Genomic DNA, 19,426 nt, shown 5'->3' on the forward strand with positions numbered 1-19,426 from the left:
TAGCGTTTGGGCAACAGCCAGGCGTCCACCCCTTAAGCCGGAATAGCCTTGGCTTTGGGCTCCCGTGCCCATACGCGATGCTGCGCAATGGCTGCAAAAAATGCCTTCAGATCCTGAGCGTCCTTGATCGCCAACAACCCATCATCCACCTGCAAATGCAGCACATCCAGCAGCTGTCTGGCGTCGCCGTGCACGGCGATGGGCTTGAGGTGCTTGTAGGCTTCCAGCAGGTAATGCAGCGCCACCCCGTCGCCACTCAGTGCCTTGACCGACTCTGCGCCTCCCGGCACAAACACGGCGTCAAAGGCCACTGACGGCAAACCTTCCATCGAGCCGTCCACGTTCAGCAGCGTGCCCTCTGCCGTTTTGACCGGAGCAGACGTAGGCCCGAGCAATTTGGCGTGGGCGCCTTGCGCGGTCAGTGCCTTTTTCAGCGCTTCAATGGCTTTGCCCTCGACACCGTTGGCGGCCAGCACGGCCACTTTGCGGGTTTTGATATTGCCCGGCAGCAAATTGGCCTGACTCAGCGCGGGCGAAGCGCTGACGCTGGTTTTGCGCGCAAGCACAGTGCCGGCCTTGGGGGCGGGCAACCCCAGGTTTTCAGCGACGCGCCGGGCCAGCTCAAGGTCGATGTTGGCCAGGATCTCATCCACCTGGCGTGCGCGGATGTGTTCGCGCTCAACCTTGCCCAATTCAAAGCTGTAGGCCGCGATGATGTGCTCTTGTTCATGCTTGCTCATGCTGTTGAAAAACAGCCGAGCCTGGGAAAAGTGATCGCTGAACGAGTCGCTGCGCTGACGTATTTTGTTGGCGTCGATGCGTTCCGGGTACGATTCAAAGCCACCGTCTTGCGCAGCGGGCGGGGTTTCTTTCGGCCAGCCGCCATCAATGGAGTTGGGCTCGTAAGACGCACGGCCTTTATTGATCGTGCTGCGGTGCTGAGCGTCGCGCTGGTTGTTGGAAAAAGGGCAGACAGGGCGGTTGATCGGAATCTCGTGGAAGTTCGGCCCGCCCAAGCGGCTGATTTGTGTGTCGGTGTACGAAAACAGGCGGCCTTGCAGCAGCGGGTCGTTAGAGAAGTCGATGCCCGGCACGATATGCCCAGGGCAGAACGCCACCTGCTCGGTCTCCGCAAAGAAGTTATCGGGGTTGCGGTTAAGCACCATCTTGCCCAGCGGTGTAATCGGCACCTGCTCTTCGGGGATCAGCTTGGTCGGGTCAAGAATGTCGAAGTCGAATGTATGTTCGTCTTCTTCAGCAATGATCTGTACGCCGAATTCCCATTCCGGATAATCGCCGGTTTCAATCGACTCCCACAGATCGCGCCGATGGTAATCGGTGTCTTTACCGGCGAGTTTTTGCGCTTCATCCCACACCAGAGAGCAAGTCCCTACGCTAGGGCGCCAGTGGAATTTAACAAAATGTGATTTCCCTTCGGCGTTGATGAAGCGGAAGGTGTGTACGCCAAAGCCTTGCATGCTGCGCAGGCTTTTCGGGATCGCCCGGTCGGACATCGCCCAGATGACCATGTGCGCAGACTCCGGCACCAGCGAGACAAAATCCCAAAAGGTGTCATGCGCCGAACCGCCGGTGGGCATTTCATTGTGGGGTTCGGGTTTGACCGCGTGCACGAAGTCAGGAAACTTGATCGCGTCCTGAATAAAGAACACCGGCATGTTGTTGCCGACCAGGTCGAAGTTGCCTTCATCGGTAAAGAACTTGACTGCAAACCCACGCACGTCACGCACGGTATCGCCCGAGCCGCGGGGGCCCTGGACGGTAGAAAAACGCACGAATACCGGCGTTTTTTTATCCGGATCTTGCAGAAAACCGGCTTTGGTCAGGGCGCTGTGGGCTTTATAGGTCTGGAAATAGCCGTGAGCACCGGTGCCACGCGCGTGGACGATGCGCTCCGGGATTCGCTCGTGGTCAAAATGCGTGATTTTTTCACGCATGATGAAATCTTCCAGCAGTGACGGGCCCCGCGCGCCAGCTTTGAGGGTGTTTTGGTTGTCCGCAATCTTCACGCCTTGATTGGTTCTGAGCGCCTGTTGGGTCGCATCGTCGCGGAAGGCTTCGAGGTTTTCCAATTTGACGTTCGTGTTGCCACGATCCAAGGTGTCGGTGCCGGCCATCTGGCTCTTGGGTGAAGACGGTTTTTTGCTACTCATCAGACTAAGCTCCTTGTTGATGAAAGCCCCACGGGTTGGGCTTCTTGGACATATATCCCGTTGCGGGATGTGAGGTGCTGTTAGTACTGACTGGCGCCTGTTGTGGTCGTTCCTTATTTCTGACCATCAGTCGTCTTATCGCCAAATCAAAGGTCTTCGCTCAAATAAATGCTAAGAACCTCTATAAGGACAGGCTAAAATGCGCGCCCGGCTAACCGCTGATCTTCTATTTACGCGCCCCACAAGGTTCGCTACGTGATTGAGTTTCATAACGTTCATAAAACTTACCGGGTCGCCGGTAAGGACATTCCCGCCCTGCACTCCACGAGTTTGCGTGTTGAGAGCGGTCAGGTATTTGGCCTGATTGGCCATTCCGGCGCGGGTAAAAGTACATTGCTGCGCCTGATCAACCGCCTCGAAACACCGAGCGGCGGGCAGATCATCGTCGACAACGAAGACGTGACCGCCATGGATGCCAATGGCCTGCGGCGTTTCCGTCAGCAAGTCGGGATGATCTTCCAGCACTTCAACCTGCTGGCGTCCAAGACCGTTGCTGACAACGTGGCGATGCCGCTGACGCTGGCGGGCGAATTGTCCCGCAGTGAAATCGACCAACGGGTGGCCGAGTTGCTGGCGCGGGTGGGTCTGTCAGACCACGCCAAGAAATACCCGGCGCAGCTGTCAGGCGGTCAAAAACAACGTGTGGGCATCGCCCGCGCCTTGTCCACCAAGCCAAAAGTCTTGCTGTGTGACGAAGCCACCAGCGCGCTCGACCCGCAAACCACGGCGTCGGTGCTGCAATTGCTGGCCGAAATTAACCGCGAGCTGAAGCTGACCATCGTGCTGATCACCCACGAGATGGATGTGATCCGCCGTGTGTGTGACGAAGTGGCGGTGATGGACGCTGGCGTGATCGTCGAGCAAGGCCCGGTGGCCGAGGTGTTCTTGCACCCCAAGCACCCGACCACCAAGCGATTTGTGCAGGAAGACGAGCAGATCGACGAAGGCGAGCAGCGCGATGATTTCGCCCATGTGCCGGGGCGCATTGTGCGCCTGACGTTCCAGGGCCAGGCCACCTACGCGCCGCTGCTGGGCACCATCGCCCGCGAAACGGGTGTGGACTACAGCATCCTGGCGGGCCGGATCGACCGCATCAAAGACACCCCCTACGGGCAACTGACCCTCGCCATCACCGGTGGCGACATGGACGCGGCTTTCGCCCGCTTTACTGCGGCTGACGTTCATATGGAGGTGCTGCGCTAATGGACTCTCTCCTGAGCTTTTTCACCAATATCGACTGGTTCGAAATCTGGCTGGCCACGGGCGATACCCTGATGATGCTCGGCGGTTCGCTGCTGTTCACCATCGTGCTGGGCCTGCCGCTGGGCGTGCTGCTGTTTCTGTGCAGCCCGCGCCAATTGTTTGAACAGAAAGCCGTGTACGCCATGCTGTCGCTGCTGGTGAACATTCTGCGTTCGTTGCCGTTCATCATCCTGCTGATCGTGATGATCCCGTTCACCGTATTGATTACCGGCACCTCGCTGGGCGTCGCGGGTGCGATTCCGCCTTTGGTGGTCGGTGCAACCCCGTTCTTCGCCCGTCTGGTGGAAACGGCCTTGCGTGAAGTTGACCGTGGCATCATCGAAGCCACCCAGTCGATGGGCGCCAGCACCCGTCAGATCATTACCAGCGCCTTGCTGCCAGAAGCCCGTCCGGGCATTTTTGCAGCGATTACCGTGACCGCGATTACGCTGGTGTCCTACACCGCCATGGCGGGTGTAGTGGGTGCGGGCGGTCTCGGAGATTTGGCGATTCGTTTCGGCTACCAACGTTTCCAGACAGACGTGATGATTGTCACGGTGGTGCTGTTGTTGATTCTGGTGCAGATCCTGCAAACCGTCGGCGATCGGCTGGTGGTGCACTTCTCGCGCAAGTAAGGCCTCGCATTAAACACATAAAAGCCAGCACTGTGCTGGCAGATACCTGGAGTCAGGTGTTCACAAGGAGCTGTTGAATGAAGAAGTTATTTGCTGCTGTGGCCGCTGTAGCGGCATTTTCTGCCCACGCAGGTGATCTGTCGGTGGCGGCGAGCCCGGTCCCTCACGCTGAGATCCTGGAATTCGTAAAGCCGGCTTTGGCTAAAGAGGGCGTGAACCTCAAGGTCAAGGTGTTCACTGACTACGTTCAACCCAACGTACAGGTGGCGGAAAAGCGTCTGGACGCCAACTTCTTCCAGCACCAGCCTTACCTGGATGAGTTCAACAAATCCAAAGGCACTAACCTCGTCAGCGTAGCGGCCGTGCACCTTGAGCCGCTGGGCGCTTACTCCAGCAAATACAAAAAGCTTGATGAGCTTAAAGACGGCGCCACCGTGGTGATCCCGAACGATGCCACCAACGGCGGCCGTGCGCTGTTGCTGCTGGACAAGGCGGGGTTGATCAAGCTCAAGGATTCGAAAAACATCCTGTCGACGGTCAAGGACATTACCGAGAACCCTAAAAACCTGAAGTTCCGTGAGCTGGAAGCAGCGACGATTCCACGTGTGCTGACCCAGGTTGATCTGGCGCTGATCAACACCAACTACGCGTTGGAAGCCAAGCTGAACCCGGAAAAAGACGCACTGGTCATTGAAGGCAGCGACTCGCCTTACGTGAACATCCTGGTTGCACGCCCGGACGACAAAGACTCTGAAGACATGAAAAAGCTGGTCGCTGCCCTGCACACGCCAGAAGTGAAAGCCTTCATTCTTGAGAAGTACAAAGGCGCCATTCTGCCGGCGTTCTAATATCGATGATCCGGGCAAACCCGATCCCCTTGTGGGAGCGGGCTTGCTCGCGATTCATACCATTGAATGCTGATGACACACCTTGGTGATCCCATCGCGAGCAAGCCCGCTCCCACCGATGTGTGTACTAATCCCTTACTTCCTCTCTGCCAGCCCCGGCAACTGGGCGACCATCTTTTGGGTGTTGAATGGCGCGCGGATAAAACCTCGCTGAGTGCCGTCCGGCCCGATCAGCGCCAGGTTACCGCTGTGATCCACGGTGTAGTTCGGCTTGCTGGTATCGGGCGGGATGAACGGGATGCTCACGGCGTTCGCCAATGTTTGCAGTTGCTCGGTTGAGCCCGGCGTCAGGCCGACAAATTGCGGGTCGAAGTAGCTCAGGTATTTTTTGAGCTGCTGTGGGGTATCCCGGTTCGGGTCGACACTCACCAGCACCACTTGCAGCTTGTCCTGTACCGCTTTTGGCAGTTCGCTTTTGATCTGGCGCAACTGGGAAAGCGTGGTCGGGCAGATGTCCGGGCAGTAGGTGTAGCCAAAAAACAGCAGGCTCCACTTGTCCTTCAGCTCATTGATGAGCACCGGCTGACCGTCCTGGTTTGTCAGGGTGATGGCCGGCAGGTGGCGACTTTGTGGCAGCAGGATAATCCCGGCCTCGGTCAGCGCCGTGTTGTTGCCCTGACTGCTGCGCGACATCAGGCTGTTGAAGATCAGCCCCATGATCAACGCCAGCAGCGCGACCAGGATAAAGACGTTTCTTTGGGTTTTAGTCATAGGTTCATCACAACGTAGTGGTCGATAAACAACGCGAGAAGACAGCGTACGTGAAGGCCGGAGTCGCAGCCTGTGGCGCATTGCCACGGTACAACACTGATCGGTTAAGATGCGCGCCCAAAATGAAAACCTGACCCCCGCGACAAATGGCACTCACTGCCCGATTAAAAAATGACCGACAATACGCCCCCTGAAAAAAAGGCCCTCTTTTGCAGTGAGCGTCTTTTAAAGCACTTCCCTGATTCAGCGCCCCCCTTGGAGTTCCCATGAACACCGCCGATATTCGCGCGCAGATCTCGCGTGCCCAAGAACTTGATGCCAAAAGTGGCCTGCTCACCCGGCATTTGGCGACCCGCCTTCCCCACCTGCATTCGGCCATTCAGCTACCTGAATCCGATCGGAACGCGGTAATGACCCGTTTTGTCAGCGCCTATATCCACCAGGTGCCGGACTTGCTCGATGCAGCCCATGCGGTCGCTCGCGAGGCGGGTATCGAATCACAAATCGAGCCTGTGCTGAAAATTGCCGAGCAGTTTTTTGTTCAGCCCCCGTCACTGCTGGACGGTCATGAAGGGCTAGAGGGTTTGCTCGACGAAGCGTACCTGGCGCACCGGTTGGTTGAAGAGGTCAACGATCTCTACATCAAGCACTTTCAGCAGCCGTTGATCCCGCTGGACATGACCGTGGCCAACGTGATTGCTCACCAATTGGTCGGCGAAGCGTTTGCCAACCAGCTCGATGAGGCCGTGCACCACGCGGTGGATGAACTGCTCAATGAAGAAAGCTTTGCGCTGGAGTCGGTTGAAGCCTATCGCGACAAGCTCACCAGCCCGGACACGGGGGCTGCGTGGAAGCGTTGGCCGTGCCTGTCCAAGCAGTTGGGCGTCGAACTGGCGTTGTAATTGCGAGCTGGCCTCGTGATCTTTTAACGGGCAAAAGATCGCGAGGCTCATGCCTGCAGTCTGGCGGTTAAAACCGGGCTTTAGGCGTTGCGCTCGGGATCGGGTTGGTCCCGTCCAGCGGGCGGAAGGTGCCGGTGTCGGCGTCGTAAGCCTTGATCGCGCTGGTCTCGATGTCATAGACCCAGCCATGAATGAACAAATGCCCGCTGGCCATGCGCGACGCCACGGACGGGTGGGTGCGCAAGTGTTGCAGTTGGGCGATCACGTTTTCTTCCGTCAGCACGTGCATGCTTTCGGCTTCGTTGGCGCAGTTGCAGTTGTCCTGCACCATGGTTTTCGCCACTTCAACGTGATGCAGCCAGGCTTTTACTGTCGGCATCTTTTTCAGCGAGGCCGGGTTGAGTACAGCACGCATCGCGCCGCAATCCGAATGCCCGCAAATGATGATGTGCTGCACGCCCAGTGCCAGCACCGCGTACTCAATGGCGGTGGAAACGCCACCGTTCATCTGGCCGTAAGGCGGTACGACGTTGCCCACGTTACGCGTCACGAACAGATCGCCCGGCGCGCTTTGGGTGATCAATTCCGGGACGATGCGCGAGTCGGCGCAGGCAATAAACATCGCGCGCGGGCTTTGTGCCGTGGCGAGTTTTTTGAAGAAGGCTTCCTGTTCAGGAAAGATCTCGTGATGGAAGTGTAAAAAACCATCCACGATGTGGTGCAAGGCCGCATCGGCACTTTCGGCGGGTGAAGTGTTAGCGGTAGAGGCAGCGGGTTGTGGTTTCTGCTTGTCGCTCATATAAATCCCCTGGGCAAAGTGGCACGGAATGTTACCTGAACTCATTTCCAATGTGGGAGCGGGCTTCAGTCAGGCTTTAAAGTTGCCAACGCGTGCGCAGCTTCGGCCAGTTCCAGCTCATTGAACACCTGAACCCCGGCAGCGCTGAGCAGGGCAGCGGTCACGCCCTGGCCTGCCACTTTGGTGCCGCTGAAGCTGCCGTCGTAGGTCAGTCGATTGCCACACGACGGGCTGTTGGCCTTGAGGATAGCAATGCGAATGCCATGCTGTTTGACCAACTCCAGCGCCTGTTGGGCGCCGGACACAAAGGCTGCCGTCACGTCCTCGCCGTCGGTGGTGATGACCGGCGCGCAGCCGCTGAGGACTTCAACCCCTTGCCCGCCCGGAATTTCGGCCGCTGCACGCGGGGTGGGCAAGCCACCGGCGACTTCCGGGCACAGCGCTATCACGCGGCCTTCGTCCTGCCATTTCGCCAACAGGTCATAGGGGCCGCTGGCGCCGCCGTCATAGCGCACGCGATGGCCCAGCAGGCAGCGACTGACCAGCACCTTGGCGCTCATAGCAGCACCTCGGTGGCGCGGCGTCGGAACCAGCCGGTCAATGACAGCCGGTCACGGGTGGCGGGCAGCACTTCATGGGGGATCTCGCCCGACAGAAACACCACCAGGCAGCCCCCGGTCGGCAACACGTCGTAATCGCCCCTGTCCTCAAGGTACATGCGCAAGTGCCCGCCGTGCTCAGGCAGCCAGGCCTGATTGAGGTAGAGCACCGCCGACACCATGCGCCGATCGTCGTCGCGAAAGCGGTCCAGGTGCTTGAGGTAAAACGCACCGGGCGGGTAGAGCGCGAAGTGACTTTCAAAGTCCTCCAGGCCCAAAAAAAGCCTGCGATTCATGGCGATTCGCAGGCTTTCCATTAACCCTAAATAGTTGTCGCAGGCTAGAGCCTCTCCCGGCTCCAGCCATTGAATATGGTCGCCGCGGATACCCTCGCGAACCTCTTGCGCCGGGCCCCGGCCAACCGCCGCCGGGGTCAATTCGCCTTCGGCTGCACGTTTATGGCACTCAGCCGCCAGTTCGAGGGTCAAAGCCTCGGGCATAAAAATATTTTGCTGTGACCATCCCTGCGCGTACAGGTCGTCGACGATGCGTAGCAACAGCGGGTGATCAGAGGGTATTTGCATGGCGCGCATAATATCGATACGCCCGAAAATCTGACAGCTCCGTCTAGCTGGCCACGCAGAAATATTTCATCTGGTCATTTAAAGCCGCTGGGGCGAGACGAATTCTCGACAAGTCCTACGCTGGCCCCGGACAATAGCGCCTAGCTGACAGGAGTCCTTCATGCGCCGCTTGTTTTTACTGTTAATGATGTGTTGTTCGTTACCCGCATGGGCAGACCACCTCGATGATCTATTCACCGTTGCCGGTTGGCCTGAGCAACGCGCGCATTTCACAGACGCCCTTAATGCCGCTCAAGAGCGCTACCGCAACAACTTGCCGCCAGCGGTTTACCAGGCGCTGGTCAACAACAGCAGCCAGCGTTTTGCCGCGCAGGCGATGGACCAGCGTGCCAAAGGGCAGATGCGTAAGAAGCTGCCGAATCCTGATCCAGCCCTGACTTTTTTCCAGTCAGAGCTGGGCCGTAAAATTGTTGCCGCTGAACTGCTGGCCACCCGCCGTGATCAGTTGGCCAAGCACGCGCAAGGCTTGCCGCGCGTTGAGGCCAGCGCCACGCGTCAGTTGCTGATTAACCATTTGTCCAACGCCTTACCGGCGAGCGAGGCGGGGGCTGAGGTCACGCTGGCCATTGCCGGTGTGGCGGCAGACAGCCTGAGTGCGATGATTCCTGGCCTGCTGGGCAGCACACAGGTACAAGGCGCGCTCAACGGCCAGCGCCAGCGGCTGATGGAGCAGATCGCGGGGGAGCTGGATAACACGTTGTTGTACGTGTACCGCGACTTGTCGGACCCGGAGCTGGAAGAGTTTGTGACGTTCGCAGAATCACCTGACGGCAAAACCTACTACCTGGCCGCATTGGCCGCGATCCGCGCCGGCTTGGCCGTGGGGCAAAGCACTTCAAGCCTGGCCCAATAACGGTGCGTTAAACCAGCACCTGCCGCGTACTGGCAATGTACTCATGCACGAGCTTTTCGGCGCTGGGGTGAATCATCTCCAGCGGGCGACGGCCATTAGGGCAGGGCAGCGTCGGCGTGGTGCCGAACAGACGGCAAATAAGCGGGCGTTCGTCATACACCGTGCAGCCGTTCGGCCCCAGGTGCACACAGTTCAGCTCATTCAGGGCGGCTTCTTGCTCGGCTGCGGTCTTGCGCGGCAAGCGGGCCATTTCTTCCGATGACGTGGTCACAGGCCCACAGCAGTCATGGCAACCCGGCACGCATTCAAACGACGGAATTTGCTGCCTGAGAAAGCGAATTTTATGACTGTTGCAGCTCATTTGTTGCCCATTGCACGTGAAAAGGCCGCAAAGTCTGCCTGAAAAGCAGCGGCCTAGACAGCACCGTACGGCCGGTCTTGCCCCTCTCGATTGGCACGGCTTATGCTCTGTAAAATTTTCCAAACATAAACAATCAGGATTACGCACATGAGCGCCCCCGTTCAGCGCAGCCAGCACACCGCCTCTTATTACGCTGCCAGCAGCTTGCCGCAGCCTGACCATCCGGTGTTGCAAGGTGATGTGGTGGCCGATGTGTGCGTGGTCGGCGGCGGGTTTTCCGGACTGAACACGGCGCTGGAACTGGCTGAGCGCGGCATGAGTGTGGTCCTGCTTGAAGCCCATAAAATCGGTTGGGGCGCCAGCGGGCGTAACGGCGGTCAACTGATTCGCGGCGTCGGCCACGGCCTGGACCAGTTTGAAGGGGTGATCGGCAAAGACGGCGTGCGGCAAATGAAGCTCATGGGGCTGGAGGCGGTAGAGATCGTCCGCCAGCGCGTCGAGCGATTTAATATCGCCTGCGACCTGACCTGGGGTTACTGCGACCTGGCCAACAAGCCCCGCGACCTCGAAGGCTTTGCCGAAGAAGCACAAGAACTCCGCGACTTGGGCTATCGCCACGAAACCCGCCTGCTGCAAGCCAACGAAGTGCACACCGTGGTGGGCTCGGATCGCTATGTGGGCGGGTTTATCGACATGGGTTCGGGTCACCTGCACCCGCTTAACCTGGCCTTGGGCGAGGCCGCTGCTGCGGCGCAGCTGGGCGTAAAACTGTTCGAACACTCGGCCGTCACCCGCATTGATTACGGCCCCGAAGTGCGCGTGCACACCGCGCAAGGTTCAGTCCGGGCCAAAACCCTGGTGCTGGGCTGCAACGCTTACCTTCAGGGTTTGAACCCGCACCTCAGCGGGAAAGTCCTGCCGGCCGGCAGCTACATCATTGCCACCGAGCCGTTGACCCAAGCGCAGGCCCACGCCTTGCTGCCGCAAAATATGGCGGTGTGCGATCAGCGCGTGGCGCTGGATTACTACCGGCTGTCGGCAGATCGCCGCTTGCTGTTCGGCGGTGCCTGCCATTACTCGGGCCGCGACCCGCAGGACATTGGCGCCTACATGCGGCCCAAGATGCTGGACGTATTCCCGCACCTTAAAGACGTGAAGATCGATTACCAGTGGGGCGGCATGATCGGCATTGGCGCCAACCGTTTGCCGCAAATTGGCCGCCTGCCGGATCAGCCCAATGTGTATTACGCCCAGGCGTACTCAGGCCACGGGGTGAACGCCACGCACCTGGCGGGCAAGTTGCTGGCCGAAGCCATCAGCGGCCAGCACAGCACCGGTTTTGATCTGTTCAATCAGGTCCCGCACATCACCTTCCCGGGCGGCAAATACCTGCGCTCGCCGTTGCTGGCGCTGGGCATGCTCTGGCATCGGCTCAAAGAACTCGCCTGATTGCTGTAGGAGCGAGCTTGTCTCGCGATCTTTTGATCTTTAAAAGCTCGCGAGGCAAGCTCGCTCCTACAAAGGTATATCAAGAGCGCCAAAACGGTTTGCGGCCTTCGTGTCTGGCCACTTCGGCGCTCAAGCCCACGTCTTGCAGTTGCTGCGCGTCCAGTTTGCGCAAGGCGCGGCGGGTGCGGGAGCGATGCCAGAACAGACTCCAGCGCCCCAGGTGCTTGGGCTGGCTGTTAGGTCTTGGGTGTCCATCGCTAAAGGCATTCATCGCGCAGCTCCTTTTGACTCCATTGCATTGAGTCAGCATGATGGCCCTGCGCCGAAAACCATGACAGATTCAGCATTCGGCTATTAATTGCATACAGATGCGGGCTTTTGAGCGCTGAATCCTTGGTTTTTACCTGATCTGTACTGGTCGTCCTTTCGAGAGTGCCGCCATGACCCTTTACATCAACCTCGCCGAGTTGCTGGGTACACGCATCAAGCAGGGCTTTTACCGACCGGGCGACCGCTTGCCGTCGGTGCGGGCCTTGAGCGTCGAGCACGGTGTCAGTCTGAGCACGGTGCAGCAGGCGTATCGCGTGCTGGAGGACCAGGCACTGGCGTCGCCGCGCCCCAAGTCGGGTTATTTCGTGCCGATGGAGCGCGAGTTGCCCGCTTTACCGGGCATGGGCAAACCGGCGCAGCGTCCGGTGGAGATTTCCCAGTGGGAGCAGGTGCTGGAGCTGGTGCGTTCGGTGCCGCAAAAAGACGTCATACAGCTGGGGCGCGGCATGCCGGACGTGTACACGCCGACCATCAAGCCGCTGCTGCGCAGCCTGGCGCAAATCAGCCGGCGCCTCGATCTGCCCGGCCTGTATTACGACAACGTCTACGGCGTGTTGGCCTTGCGTGAGCAAATCGCGCGCTTGCTGCTCGATTCAGGCTGCCAGTTAGGCGCTCAGGATCTGGTGATCACCACCGGCTGCCACGAAGCCCTGTCCTGCAGCATTCGGGCGGTGTGTGAGCCGGGCGATATTGTTGCGGTCGACTCGCCGAGCTTTCATGGCGCCATGCAAACCCTTAAGGGCCTGGGCATGAAAGCGCTGGAGATCCCCACCGACCCGCTCACCGGCATTAGCCTCGAAGCGCTGGAACTGGCGCTGGAGCAGTGGCCGATCAAGGCGATTCAGGTTACCCCCAGTTGCAACAACCCGCTGGGCTATATCATGCCCGAGGCCCGTAAGCGGGCGCTGGTGGCGTTGGCGCAGCGCTTTGATGTGGCGATTATCGAAGACGATGTGTACGGCGAACTGGCCTACACCTACCCGCGCCCGCGTACGGTGAAGTCGTTCGACGATGATGGCCGCGTGCTCTTGTGCAGTTCGTTTTCCAAGACCCTGGCCCCCGGCCTGCGCGTGGGCTGGGTCGCGCCGGGACGGTATCTGGAGCGGGTGCTGCACATGAAATACATCAACACGGGCTCAACGGCGCCACACCCGCAACTGGCCGTGGCCGAGTTCTTGAAAAACGGCCATTTCGAGCCCCATCTGCGCAAGATGCGTACGCAATACCAGCGTAATCGCGACTTGATGCTCGGTTGGGTCAGCTGCTATTTCCCGCCGGGCACCCGCGCCAGCCGACCTCAGGGCAGCTTTTTGCTCTGGTTGGAGCTGCCAGACGGTTTTGACAGTTTGCGCCTCAACCGCGCGCTGCTGGCACAAGGCGTACAGATTGCCGTGGGCAGTATTTTTTCGGCGTCCGGCAAGTACCGTCATTGTTTACGAATGAACTACGCTGCCAAACCAACGCTCCAGATCGAAGAAGCGGTGCGTAAAGTCGGTGAAGCTGCCAGCGCGCTGTTGGCGCAAGCCTCGAATCACGCCGAGCATTAATGGGGCACCACACGTTGAAATCACTGTGCATATTGCTGTTCGCGTTGTGGCTGGGAGGGTGTAGCACTGTGCAAGTCAACCGTGAGCCGAGTCAGGCATTACCGGCGTCGGGCTCGGCCTTTGGCCGGTCGATTCAGGATCAGGCGGCGGCGTATCAAGGCCGCTCGGGGTTTCGTTTATTGCCCAGGGGCAGTGAAGCGTTTTGGGCACGCGCCGAGCTGATCCGCAACGCGCAGACCAGCCTCGATTTGCAGTACTACATCGTCCATGACGGGCTCAGTACGCGCATGTTGATCGACGAATTGCTCAAGGCCGCGGATCGCGGGGTGCGCGTGCGCATCTTGCTGGATGACACTGCCAGCGATGGGCTGGACGACATTCTGGCGACCCTTGCGGCTCATCCCAACATTCAGATTCGCCTGTTCAACCCGCTGCAACTGGGCCGCAGTACCGGCGTGACCCGAGCCATGGGGCGGCTGTTCAACCTGTCGCGCCAGCACCGGCGCATGCACAACAAGCTGTGGCTGGCCGACAACAGCGTGGCGATTGTGGGCGGGCGCAATCTGGGCGATGAGTATTTCGATGCCGAACCGGATTTGAACTTCACCGACATCGACCTGCTCAGTGTGGGGCCGGTGGCCGAGCAGTTGGGGCACAGCTTTGACCAGTACTGGAACAGCGCGCTGAGCCAGCCGATTGGCGATTTTGTTTCTTCGCGGCTGTCCCATGTGGAGTTGACCAAGGCCCGTGGCGCGCTGGAGGCTTCGCTCAAACAGTCGAAAGCGGCGCATCAGGCGCTGTATCAGCAGCTCGCCGCTTACGAAACCGATCCGCAACTGGACGTGTGGCGCAGCGAGTTGATCTGGGCGTGGAACCAGGCGCTGTGGGATGCGCCGAGCAAGGTGCTGGCGGAGGGCGAGCCGGATCCGCATTTATTGCTGACCACCCAATTGGCCCCGGACCTTTCCGGGGTCAACAAAGAGCTGATTTTGATTTCGGCGTATTTTGTGCCCGGTGAGACGGGTTTGGTGTACCTCACCGGGCGCGCCGATGCCGGGGTTGATGTGCGCTTGTTGACCAACTCGCTGGAGGCCACGGACGTACCGATTGTGCACGGTGGCTATGCGCCCTATCGCAAGGCGTTGCTGGAACATGGGGTCAAGCTGTATGAGCTGCGCCGTCAGCCGGGGAGCACGGGTGGCAGCGGGTTGCACCTGTTCAAGCCAGGCTTGAGTTCTGATTCGAGTTTGCACAGCAAGGCGATGATCTTTGACCAGCGCAAGTCGTTTATCGGCTCGTTCAATTTCGACCCGCGCTCGGGCTTGTGGAACACCGAAGTCGGTGTGCTGGTGGACAGCCCGGAACTGGCCGCCCAGGCGCGCGACCTGGCCTTGCAAGGTATGTCGCACGCGTTGAGTTATGAACCGGTGCTGGAGAAAGGGCAGATCGTCTGGGTGACCGAAGACCATGGCCAGTTGCACAGCCTGACCCGCGAGCCGGGCAGTTGGTGGCGCCGGCTAAATGCGTGGTTCAGCAAGACGGTTGGGCTGGAGAAGATGTTGTAGTGCTAGGTGGCGGTTTGCTCCGCCCCGAATGCGCCTTGGCGCAGCACCAATATCACCAGGCCAAATGCCCCGGCGGCCATAAACAGCGGCAAGGCGTGGCCGCTGATCCATTGGCTGCCAGCGCCTGCGGCCAGCGGCCCGATCAGGCAGCCAATGCCCCACAACTGCGCCACGTGGGCGTTGGCCCGCACCAGGGCGTCGTCGCGGTAGCGTTCGCCAATCAAGATCAGCGACAAGGTAAACAAGCCGCCCGCGCTTGCGCCGAAAATCACCCACAGCGGCCAGATCAGCAAAGTGTTGAGCAGCAAAGGCACTGCCAGGCTCGACAGCATCAGCAGGACCGCACAACCGGTAAACAGCGAGCGCCGTGACACACGGTCAGCCAGCGCGCCAACCGGCAGTTGCAGCAGGGCATCGCCCACCACTACGGTGCTGACCATCGCCAGAGCGATGTCGGCAGTAAAGCCCTGGCGCAGGCAATAGATCGGCAGCAACGTCAGAATCATCGCCTCAAAGGCGGCAAACAGCGCCACGGCCCAGGCAATGGCTGGCAAGCCGCGACAGAACGCCAGCAAGTCCTTGAAGGTCACGCGGTACGCTTCGGTGACGGGCGCGCCGTCGCGGCCCAGCAACAGCAAGGGCGCCAGTGTCAGCAGGGCCACGCCGATCCAGAAGCCATAGTCGCCCTCTGAACCCACTACGCCCAGCAACAGCGGCCCGGACAGTTGGCTCAGGGCGTACGCGCAGCCATACAGGGCGACCAGGCGGCCGCGCCATTGCTCGACCACCAGTTGGTTGATCCAGCTTTCGCCCAAAATAAAAATGACCGTGAGTACTACCCCGATCAGCAGGCGCAGCACCAGCCACACCGGGTAGCTGGGCAGCAACGCCAGCACGCCGATGGACAGGGCGCCCGCCCATAAGCACAGACGCATCAGGGCCGGTGTGCCCACGCGTGCCGCGAGCTTGCTGGCCACGCTGGCGCCTACCAGCACGCCGATGGCCGGCATGGCCGCCATGACGCCAATGGCAAACCCGCCGTAGCCCCAGCTTTCGAGCCGGAACGACACCAGCGGCATGCTCACGCCCAGCGCCAAACCGACGCTGAGCACAGAGGCCAGCACGGCAAAATAGGTCGCCCAACGCATGTCTGTGCTCCAAAAAAGGTCAATGCAATGTGAGAGCGGGCTTGCTCGCGATGCCAGCGCAGCGAAGCGCCAGTATCGCGGGCAAGCCCGCTCCCACAGGGTGTTACACGTGTTGTGTTACAGCTTGATCCAGGTGGATTTCAGCTCGGTGTATTTGTCGAACGCGTGCAGCGACTTGTCGCGACCGTTACCCGACTGTTTGAAGCCGCCAAACGGCGCGGTCATGTCGCCGCCATCGTATTGGTTGACCCACACGCTGCCCGCGCGCAGGGCTTTGGCAGTCAGGTGCGCCTTGGAGATGTCCGCTGTCCATACCGCTGCGGCCAGGCCGTATGGCGTGTCGTTGGCAATCTGGATGGCTTCGGCGGCCGTGTCGAAAGCAATCACCGACAGGACGGGGCCGAAGATTTCTTCCTGGGCGATTTTCATCGCGTTGCTCACGCCGTCAAAAATGGTCGGCTCAACGTAGGTGCCGCCGGTTTCCTGAAGGATCTGCTTGCCGCCGGTGACCAGTTTGGCGCCTTCGCTGTGACCCGACTGGATGTACGACAGCACGGTGTTCATTTGCTGGGTGTCGACCAGCGCGCCCACGGTGGTCGATGGGTCCAGCGGGTTGCCCGGCTTCCACTCTTTGAGCGCTTCGATAACCAGCGGCAGGAAGGTGTCTTTGATCGAACGCTCGACCAGCAGGCGCGAGCCTGCGGTGCAGACTTCACCCTGGTTGAAGGCAATGGCGCTGGCCGCCGCCTTGGCCGCAGCGTGCAGGTCCGGGGCGTCGGCAAAGACGATGTTCGGGCTCTTGCCGCCGGCTTCTAGCCAAACGCGCTTCATGTTGGACTCGCCCGAGTAAATCAGCAGTTGCTTGGCGATTTTGGTCGAGCCGGTGAACACCAGGGTGTCGACGTCATTGTGCAAGGCCAGCGCCTTGCCAACGGTGTGGCCGTAGCCCGGCAGCACGTTCAGCACGCCAGCAGGAATACCGGCTTCAACGGCCAATGCCGCGATGCGGATGGCGGTCAGCGGGGATTTTTCGGACGGTTTGAGGATCACCGAGTTACCGGTCGACAGGGCCGGGCCGAGTTTCCAGCAGGCCATCATCAGCGGGAAGTTCCATGGCACGATGGCGCCAACCACGCCGACTGCTTCGCGGGTAACCAGGCCAAGTTGGTTGTGCGGGGTGGCGGCCACTTCGTCGTAAATCTTGTCGATGGCCTCACCGCTCCAGCTCAGGGCATTGGCAGCGCCTGGCACGTCGATGTTCAGCGAGTCGCTGATCGGTTTGCCCATGTCCAGAGTTTCAAGCAGGGCCAGCTCTTCGGCGTGTTGCTTGAGCAGGCCGGCAAAGCGGATCATCACGGCTTTACGTTTGGCTGGTGCCAGGCGCGACCAGGCACCCGATTCGAAGGTCGCGCGCGCGTTTTCGACAGCGCGTTGAGCGTCTGCGCTATCGCAGCTGGCGACCTTGCCCAGCAAGCGGCCATCGACCGGGCTGAGGCACTCGAACGTTTCTTTGGAGACCGCGTCGGTGTATTCACCGTTGATGAAGGCGCGACCTTCGATTTTCAGCTGTTGGGCACGTTGTTCCCAGTCACTACGCGTCAGGGTGGTCATTCGAGTGTCCTCCTCTTGATTGAAATACCTACGCCAGCGCGAGTGTAGCGTGGCGTGTCCGGAATGCTGGCCGATCATCCAGAATGATCGGCACGAGGCATGCGCCACCCTAAACCAGTGTCCTGGGGACTTTCAATATATTTGACAGAGAGGTCGTAAACAGCATGGCTTGTTCGTTTTAATAAACATAGACTTCAGGCTCTCACGCCTATCACGCTGTTATTTCGGGGGGATCAATCAATGAGCATTGAAAACGTCGTCGACTTCAACACCGCCAATACCCAAGCCGAGCGTTACACCCCGGCCCCCGAGAAGCTCTTGAAGGGCAACCCTGAGCAGATTTTGCATAACCATTACGCCAGTGACTGTGGGCAATTAAATGCCGGCATGTGGGAAAGCGACGTGGGCCAGTGGGAGGTCAATTTCACTGAGCATGAATATTGTGAAATTGTGCAGGGCGTTTCGGTATTGCGTGACCGAGAAGGTAACGCCAAGACCCTGCGGGCGGGTGATCGTTTTGTCATCCCGGCGGGGTTCAAAGGCACGTGGGAAGTGCTTGAGCCATGTCGGAAGTTTTACGTGGCGTTTGAGCAGGAGTCCTGATACGCCCTGTTTAGAGCCATCAAAAGCCCTGTCATTCACGGATGGCAGGGCTTTTTTATTGTTCGTCAACAGGTGCGTGGCGCACAGATCTTGAAACAGCTGGCCCCGGCCTGCCGGGTCAATCTGAGCCAGTCTCTAAAGGCGAAGGCGGCTCACGGAATGAGTACGCCGTGACGGGTGATTTCACCTTTCACACTTATTAGGTAAGGATTATTTATGACTGCTTTTACAACGTTAAAAGGTGTTCTGCTGGCAGGTGCTGTGGCTTTGGGGGCTGTGCCTTTAACCTCCGTGGCGAACGAAAACGGCAAGTGCAACACCAACCTGGCGATCAACTACCTGGTTCCACCTCAGGCGACACCTGAGGTCGTCGAATTTTTGCGCACCAGCTACGGCGCCAAAGATGTTCGCATCGAGCATCCGGGCAAAGGTTACACCAAAGAGTACAACGCATACCGCCTGCGCGTGCTGGTCGATGACCAGAACCGAGTGGGTAGCCAGATCTGCGGTTAAACCCGCATTGGCTGTTCTGTAGGCAACAAAAAAGGCCCGTATCGTGAGATAGGGGCCTTTTTTGTAGAAGAAAAACCAATTACTTGATTTTGGCTTCTTTGTAGATAACGTGCTTGCGAACCCGCGGATCGAATTTTTTGATTTCGATTTTGTCCGGAGTGGTGCGCTTGTTCTTATCTGTGGTGTAGAAATGGCCTGTACCAGCGCTCGACACCAAACGGATCAATTCACGCATGATTAGCTCCCTTAGATCTTGCCAGCGCGACGGATTTCGGCCAGCACGACAGTGATGCCACGCTTGTCGATGATACGCATGCCTTTAGCAGATACGCGCAGACGCACGAAACGTTTCTCTTCTTCAACCCAGAAGCGGTGATGCTGCAGGTTCGGCAGGAAACGACGACGGGTTTTGTTATTTGCGTGGGAAATGTTATTCCCAGTCACCGGACCCTTACCGGTAACTTGACAGACTCTCGACATGCCTCAGCCCTCTAAAACCACATGCCCAACCCGGCATGGGTTGGCCGCTTAATCTCTCAGTCATTTGGCGCCAGGCGCCGCGTTTCTTTAAGGGTCTTACCGGCTACACCTACAAACGAAGGAACCGGGCCCCTAGAAAAGAGCGCTGCTTTATACCAGAAAGACTAAAGCGCAACAACATGCAGTGTGATTTCTAGTGATTAATAAAGGCCGCATTCTAGCTGCAATCCACGGTAAAGCCTATGCCGGACGTGCGGCGACCGCTCGTCGCGAGATGAAAGGTTTCAGGTGAGGT

General features: G+C 59.1%; 21 protein-coding genes. 10 read left to right on the top strand and 11 right to left on the bottom strand.

What is annotated here, in order from left to right:
- Positions 1-32 precede the first annotated feature (32 nt).
- Complete coding sequence (gene katE, locus GHO32_RS13760; RefSeq protein ID WP_368668326.1) at positions 33-2,225, bottom strand: catalase HPII; 2,193 nt, start codon at positions 2,223-2,225, stop codon at positions 33-35.
- A 201-nt stretch (positions 2,226-2,426) separates the two neighbouring features.
- Here katE and GHO32_RS13765 point away from each other — a divergent pair, with 201 nt between their 5' ends.
- The 3 genes from GHO32_RS13765 (at position 2,427) to GHO32_RS13775 (ending at position 4,956) form a co-directional block, all read left to right on the top strand.
- Positions 2,427-3,434 (top strand): methionine ABC transporter ATP-binding protein, encoded by a 1,008-nt coding sequence (locus GHO32_RS13765; RefSeq protein WP_048387105.1) that lies wholly within the window; start codon positions 2,427-2,429, stop codon positions 3,432-3,434.
- Entirely contained in the window at positions 3,434-4,108 is a 675-nt protein-coding gene (locus tag GHO32_RS13770) for a methionine ABC transporter permease (RefSeq protein ID WP_123750702.1), read from the top strand. The genes GHO32_RS13765 and GHO32_RS13770 overlap by 1 nt, the downstream gene beginning before the upstream one ends.
- Before the next feature lie 77 nt (positions 4,109-4,185).
- Positions 4,186-4,956: a MetQ/NlpA family ABC transporter substrate-binding protein gene (locus GHO32_RS13775; protein WP_123750703.1), complete on the top strand. Its 771-nt coding sequence runs from the start codon at positions 4,186-4,188 to the stop codon at positions 4,954-4,956.
- Between the two features lie 135 nt (positions 4,957-5,091).
- Here GHO32_RS13775 and GHO32_RS13780 read toward each other — a convergent pair whose 3' ends face one another.
- A complete protein-coding gene (locus GHO32_RS13780; RefSeq protein WP_153334454.1) occupies positions 5,092-5,727 on the bottom strand; it encodes an SCO family protein in 636 nt (211 codons plus the stop codon).
- Between the two features lie 266 nt (positions 5,728-5,993).
- Here GHO32_RS13780 and GHO32_RS13785 point away from each other — a divergent pair, with 266 nt between their 5' ends.
- On the top strand, positions 5,994-6,629 hold the full coding sequence (locus GHO32_RS13785; protein ID WP_153334453.1) for a hypothetical protein: 636 nt from the start codon (positions 5,994-5,996) through the stop codon (positions 6,627-6,629).
- Between the two features lie 67 nt (positions 6,630-6,696).
- Here GHO32_RS13785 and GHO32_RS13790 read toward each other — a convergent pair whose 3' ends face one another.
- The 3 genes from GHO32_RS13790 to GHO32_RS13800 form a co-directional block, all read right to left on the bottom strand.
- Positions 6,697-7,428 carry a carbonic anhydrase gene (locus tag GHO32_RS13790; protein WP_153334452.1) on the bottom strand — a complete coding sequence of 244 codons (732 nt, stop codon included), beginning with the start codon at positions 7,426-7,428 and terminating at the stop codon, positions 6,697-6,699.
- 65 nt (positions 7,429-7,493) lie between these two features.
- Complete coding sequence (locus GHO32_RS13795; RefSeq protein WP_153334451.1) at positions 7,494-7,988, bottom strand: DUF523 domain-containing protein; 495 nt, start codon at positions 7,986-7,988, stop codon at positions 7,494-7,496.
- Positions 7,985-8,620, bottom strand: a complete 636-nt coding sequence (locus tag GHO32_RS13800; RefSeq protein ID WP_153334450.1) for a 2OG-Fe(II) oxygenase — start codon at positions 8,618-8,620, stop codon at positions 7,985-7,987. The genes GHO32_RS13795 and GHO32_RS13800 overlap by 4 nt, the downstream gene beginning before the upstream one ends.
- A gap of 151 nt (positions 8,621-8,771) precedes the next feature.
- On the opposite strand from GHO32_RS13800, the gene GHO32_RS13805 reads away from it, so the two are divergent.
- Positions 8,772-9,524 (top strand): hypothetical protein, encoded by a 753-nt coding sequence (locus GHO32_RS13805; RefSeq protein ID WP_153334449.1) that lies wholly within the window; start codon positions 8,772-8,774, stop codon positions 9,522-9,524.
- A gap of 7 nt (positions 9,525-9,531) precedes the next feature.
- Here GHO32_RS13805 and GHO32_RS13810 read toward each other — a convergent pair whose 3' ends face one another.
- Positions 9,532-9,885: a YkgJ family cysteine cluster protein gene (locus GHO32_RS13810; RefSeq protein ID WP_048372442.1), complete on the bottom strand. Its 354-nt coding sequence runs from the start codon at positions 9,883-9,885 to the stop codon at positions 9,532-9,534.
- Positions 9,886-10,032: 147 nt separating this feature from the next.
- On the opposite strand from GHO32_RS13810, the gene GHO32_RS13815 reads away from it, so the two are divergent.
- The gene (locus GHO32_RS13815) at positions 10,033-11,334 is read left to right on the top strand and encodes an FAD-binding oxidoreductase (RefSeq protein ID WP_153334447.1); all 1,302 of its coding nucleotides are present in this window, start codon (positions 10,033-10,035) and stop codon (positions 11,332-11,334) included.
- A 79-nt stretch (positions 11,335-11,413) separates the two neighbouring features.
- On the opposite strand, the gene GHO32_RS13820 is transcribed toward GHO32_RS13815, so the two are convergent.
- Positions 11,414-11,605 (bottom strand): DUF1127 domain-containing protein, encoded by a 192-nt coding sequence (locus tag GHO32_RS13820; RefSeq protein WP_256665422.1) that lies wholly within the window; start codon positions 11,603-11,605, stop codon positions 11,414-11,416.
- Between the two features lie 169 nt (positions 11,606-11,774).
- Between GHO32_RS13820 and GHO32_RS13825 the strand changes: the two genes are divergently transcribed.
- Positions 11,775-13,211 carry a PLP-dependent aminotransferase family protein gene (locus GHO32_RS13825; RefSeq protein ID WP_153334443.1) on the top strand — a complete coding sequence of 479 codons (1,437 nt, stop codon included), beginning with the start codon at positions 11,775-11,777 and terminating at the stop codon, positions 13,209-13,211.
- Positions 13,211-14,776 carry a phospholipase D family protein gene (locus GHO32_RS13830; protein WP_153334441.1) on the top strand — a complete coding sequence of 522 codons (1,566 nt, stop codon included), beginning with the start codon at positions 13,211-13,213 and terminating at the stop codon, positions 14,774-14,776. The genes GHO32_RS13825 and GHO32_RS13830 overlap by 1 nt, the downstream gene beginning before the upstream one ends.
- 2 nt (positions 14,777-14,778) lie before the next feature.
- On the opposite strand, the gene GHO32_RS13835 is transcribed toward GHO32_RS13830, so the two are convergent.
- Together GHO32_RS13835 and GHO32_RS13840 are read right to left on the bottom strand one after the other, a co-directional pair.
- Positions 14,779-15,924, bottom strand: coding sequence for an MFS transporter (locus tag GHO32_RS13835; protein WP_153334439.1), 1,146 nt, complete (start codon positions 15,922-15,924; stop codon positions 14,779-14,781).
- A 117-nt stretch (positions 15,925-16,041) separates the two neighbouring features.
- Positions 16,042-17,535: an aldehyde dehydrogenase gene (locus GHO32_RS13840; RefSeq protein ID WP_048372429.1), complete on the bottom strand. Its 1,494-nt coding sequence runs from the start codon at positions 17,533-17,535 to the stop codon at positions 16,042-16,044.
- A gap of 240 nt (positions 17,536-17,775) precedes the next feature.
- Between GHO32_RS13840 and GHO32_RS13845 the strand changes: the two genes are divergently transcribed.
- Positions 17,776-18,138: a cupin domain-containing protein gene (locus GHO32_RS13845; protein ID WP_123750714.1), complete on the top strand. Its 363-nt coding sequence runs from the start codon at positions 17,776-17,778 to the stop codon at positions 18,136-18,138.
- Between the two features lie 216 nt (positions 18,139-18,354).
- On the top strand, positions 18,355-18,651 hold the full coding sequence (locus GHO32_RS13850; protein ID WP_153334437.1) for an I78 family peptidase inhibitor: 297 nt from the start codon (positions 18,355-18,357) through the stop codon (positions 18,649-18,651).
- A gap of 79 nt (positions 18,652-18,730) precedes the next feature.
- Here GHO32_RS13850 and rpmG read toward each other — a convergent pair whose 3' ends face one another.
- Both rpmG and rpmB read right to left on the bottom strand, forming a co-directional pair.
- The gene (gene rpmG, locus GHO32_RS13855; RefSeq protein WP_003437824.1) at positions 18,731-18,886 is read right to left on the bottom strand and encodes a 50S ribosomal protein L33; all 156 of its coding nucleotides are present in this window, start codon (positions 18,884-18,886) and stop codon (positions 18,731-18,733) included.
- 11 nt (positions 18,887-18,897) lie between these two features.
- Entirely contained in the window at positions 18,898-19,131 is a 234-nt protein-coding gene (rpmB, locus tag GHO32_RS13860) for a 50S ribosomal protein L28 (protein ID WP_019410280.1), read from the bottom strand.
- Positions 19,132-19,426 lie beyond the last annotated feature (295 nt).

It is taken from the genome of Pseudomonas sp. FSL R10-2189 (assembly GCF_009600325.1).
GTDB lineage: Bacteria > Pseudomonadota > Gammaproteobacteria > Pseudomonadales > Pseudomonadaceae > Aquipseudomonas > Aquipseudomonas helleri.

Coding starts and splice junctions, on each gene's coding strand:
- GHO32_RS13770 (WP_123750702.1), top strand. CDS start 3,434: ATGGACTCTCTCCTGAGCTTTTTCACCAATATCGACTGGTTCGAAATC.
- GHO32_RS13775 (WP_123750703.1), top strand. CDS start 4,186: ATGAAGAAGTTATTTGCTGCTGTGGCCGCTGTAGCGGCATTTTCTGCC.
- GHO32_RS13780 (WP_153334454.1), bottom strand. CDS start 5,727: ATGACTAAAACCCAAAGAAACGTCTTTATCCTGGTCGCGCTGCTGGCG.
- GHO32_RS13785 (WP_153334453.1), top strand. CDS start 5,994: ATGAACACCGCCGATATTCGCGCGCAGATCTCGCGTGCCCAAGAACTT.
- GHO32_RS13790 (WP_153334452.1), bottom strand. CDS start 7,428: ATGAGCGACAAGCAGAAACCACAACCCGCTGCCTCTACCGCTAACACT.
- GHO32_RS13795 (WP_153334451.1), bottom strand. CDS start 7,988: ATGAGCGCCAAGGTGCTGGTCAGTCGCTGCCTGCTGGGCCATCGCGTG.
- GHO32_RS13800 (WP_153334450.1), bottom strand. CDS start 8,620: ATGCGCGCCATGCAAATACCCTCTGATCACCCGCTGTTGCTACGCATC.
- GHO32_RS13805 (WP_153334449.1), top strand. CDS start 8,772: ATGCGCCGCTTGTTTTTACTGTTAATGATGTGTTGTTCGTTACCCGCA.
- GHO32_RS13810 (WP_048372442.1), bottom strand. CDS start 9,885: ATGAGCTGCAACAGTCATAAAATTCGCTTTCTCAGGCAGCAAATTCCG.
- GHO32_RS13815 (WP_153334447.1), top strand. CDS start 10,033: ATGAGCGCCCCCGTTCAGCGCAGCCAGCACACCGCCTCTTATTACGCT.
- GHO32_RS13820 (WP_256665422.1), bottom strand. CDS start 11,605: ATGAATGCCTTTAGCGATGGACACCCAAGACCTAACAGCCAGCCCAAG.
- GHO32_RS13825 (WP_153334443.1), top strand. CDS start 11,775: ATGACCCTTTACATCAACCTCGCCGAGTTGCTGGGTACACGCATCAAG.
- GHO32_RS13830 (WP_153334441.1), top strand. CDS start 13,211: ATGGGGCACCACACGTTGAAATCACTGTGCATATTGCTGTTCGCGTTG.
- GHO32_RS13835 (WP_153334439.1), bottom strand. CDS start 15,924: ATGCGTTGGGCGACCTATTTTGCCGTGCTGGCCTCTGTGCTCAGCGTC.
- GHO32_RS13840 (WP_048372429.1), bottom strand. CDS start 17,535: ATGACCACCCTGACGCGTAGTGACTGGGAACAACGTGCCCAACAGCTG.
- GHO32_RS13845 (WP_123750714.1), top strand. CDS start 17,776: ATGAGCATTGAAAACGTCGTCGACTTCAACACCGCCAATACCCAAGCC.
- GHO32_RS13850 (WP_153334437.1), top strand. CDS start 18,355: ATGACTGCTTTTACAACGTTAAAAGGTGTTCTGCTGGCAGGTGCTGTG.
- rpmG (WP_003437824.1), bottom strand. CDS start 18,886: ATGCGTGAATTGATCCGTTTGGTGTCGAGCGCTGGTACAGGCCATTTC.
- rpmB (WP_019410280.1), bottom strand. CDS start 19,131: ATGTCGAGAGTCTGTCAAGTTACCGGTAAGGGTCCGGTGACTGGGAAT.